Origin of the sequence: Pelosinus propionicus DSM 13327 (assembly GCF_900114615.1) — a bacterium.
GTDB classification, from domain to species: domain Bacteria; phylum Bacillota; class Negativicutes; order DSM-13327; family DSM-13327; genus Pelosinus; species Pelosinus propionicus.
Map to the genome: position 1 here is coordinate 1 of NZ_FOTS01000113.1, position 2,408 is coordinate 2,408.

Annotated in this window: 3 protein-coding genes; all 3 read left to right on the forward strand. The window is 40.5% G+C overall.

Annotation, left to right across the window (positions count from 1 at the left end):
- Positions 1-82 precede the first annotated feature (82 nt).
- A complete protein-coding gene (locus BMZ99_RS25680; protein WP_090944937.1) occupies positions 83-589 on the forward strand; it encodes a terminase small subunit in 507 nt (168 codons plus the stop codon).
- 46 nt (positions 590-635) lie between these two features.
- The gene (locus tag BMZ99_RS25685) at positions 636-1,844 is read left to right on the forward strand and encodes a PBSX family phage terminase large subunit (RefSeq protein ID WP_245755166.1); all 1,209 of its coding nucleotides are present in this window, start codon (positions 636-638) and stop codon (positions 1,842-1,844) included.
- On the forward strand, positions 1,844-2,408 hold a 565-nt coding region (locus BMZ99_RS25690; RefSeq protein WP_139214868.1), incomplete at its 3' end, for a phage portal protein. The genes BMZ99_RS25685 and BMZ99_RS25690, both read left to right, overlap by 1 nt.

Genomic DNA, 2,408 nt, shown 5'->3' on the forward strand with positions numbered 1-2,408 from the left:
AAAACCTTATGCGGGTAGATAATCCGAATTGCATTAGGTCAGGAGGTAAGTGAAAAAATCGATTATAAAGTGAGGTGATAGTATGGCAAAGTTAACGCCGAAGCAAGAACGGTTTGTAGAAGAATATCTAATTGACCTAAATGCTACGCAAGCAGCGATAAGGGCAGGTTATTCGTCACATACTGCAAATGAACAAGGAGCAAGATTGTTAACAAATGTTAGTATTCGCGCGTGCGTAGATAAAGCAAAGGCAGAGCGATCCAAGCGAACAGGAATTAATCAGGATTTAATCTTGCAGGAAATCGCTCGTATTGCTCGAGTAAATATAATGGATATTGTTAATCCTGAGACAGCAGAGATTAAGTCATGTGCTTCCGTGGATGATACTGCCGCTATTGCCTCCATAAAAGTAAAAAAAGTTCCCACAGAATATGGTGATAGTATCGAGCGTGAAGTAAAAGTGGTAGATAAGATAAAAGCCTTAGAGTTGGCAGGAAAGCATCTTGGCATGTTCACTGATAAGTTGGACGTAAACCATAAGGGAGCTGTACAAGTTGTCTACGATATCCCTAGAAACAAAACAGATTAAATTCTCTGACCTTATCTCACCTGGTTTCCATGATCTGTTTTGGGACTTGCAAGATAGCCTTCACACGCATTACTTTCTAAAAGGTGGTCGCGGATCAACTAAATCCTCTTTCGTGTCTTTATATATCGTTACAGAGATTATGAGAGATCCAGACGCTAACGCAATTATTTACAGGACGTTTGGCTCTACGTTACATGATTCAGTGTATGAACAAATAAATTGGGCGATCAATGAATTAGAAGTATCTGAGCATTGGAAGGTAAATCTTAACCCCTTACGTTTAACATATATACCGACAGGGCAAAAGATATTGTTTAAAGGTCTTGATGATCCTAAGAAGCAAAAATCAACTAAGCTTGCAAAAGGCTATTTTAAATTTATTTGGTTTGAAGAGGCTGATCAGTTTAGCGGCATGGAAGCAATACGCTCTGTACTACAAACACTCATGAGGTCAGAGTTTCATAGTTTCGTTTTCTATACATATAACCCGCCCAAAAGCATACAATCATGGATCAACACTGAGGTTACTTACACACGGGACGACAGGTTTATCCATCATTCCACGTACTTACAGGTTCCGCGCCACTGGCTAGGAGAACAGTTTATTTCGGAAGCAGAGCACTTGAAAAAAGTTAATCTTGCTGCCTATGAACATGAATATATGGGCGCCGTAACTGGTACGGGTGGAGAAATATTCTCTAACGTGTCTATACGCCTTATCTCGGATGAAGTTATTAAGCGCTGGGATAAAAATTATCAAGGTCTAGACTTTGGATGGACTCCTGATCCACTAGCTTGGGGGCGTATGTATTATGACAAGACTCGCAAAAGGCTGTATATCTACGATGAAATATATAAACTTACCTTGTCAAACGGTAAGCTATATGACGCTCTTAGAAATAAAGGCTATCACCGTGATATGACCACAGCGGACAGCGAAGAGCCGCGCAGTATCAATGAACTGCAGGAGCTTGGCATGCGTATTCAAAAAGCAAGAAAAGGTCCTGGAAGTGTTGATCATGGCATTAAGTGGCTTGCTTCGCTTGATGCCATAATTATTGATGATCAACGTTGTCCGAACGCAGCCAGGGAGTTTTTAACCTATGAATTAGAACCAGATGGTAAAGGTGGCTTTAAAAGCCAATACCCTGATAAAAACAATCACACGATTGATATGACGCGGTATGCTATGGAGTCCGAAATGACAGGCAGAGGCGTGAAGGTCGTCAATAAGAAGAAGGTGGGAATTCGATAATGTTATATGACTTAAACTGGCTGGGGACTGGTAAGCAATTCCCGCCTAAAAGTGAAAGGGACAGGCTAGAGAAATACCGTGACAATAAGCTAATATTTGACTGTGTGCCGCCTTATGCCATTCCAATGGCTGGGGGTTTTGCTACGTCTAATTTTAGTTCTATGCATCCCTACTTTTTAATGATCAATCGCCTTAATCGTGTTGTCGGTGATTATCAAGAGATCTTTTCCATTTTAACCAACCTTAGTTACCAGCAATTAGTCAGTATTAAAACTGCTGATTTACTATGTGGTGAACCGCCAAATATCACGTGCAAACAGGAGAGTAAAAACAGTGCTATTGAAACGATAATTGATAATACAGGACTGCACAATAAGATCTATACGGCTGTCATTGATACGTCTAGATTTGGGGATGGAGTATTCAAGATTTATTCCAATGGCAAACAAGGCTGTTTAACAATTGTGAGTCCTGAAAGATGGTTCCCTGTTGTAGATCCATCGAATACCGATCAAATCCTGTATCACGTTTTGGCATGGATACGGACTATTAATCCTGACGCTG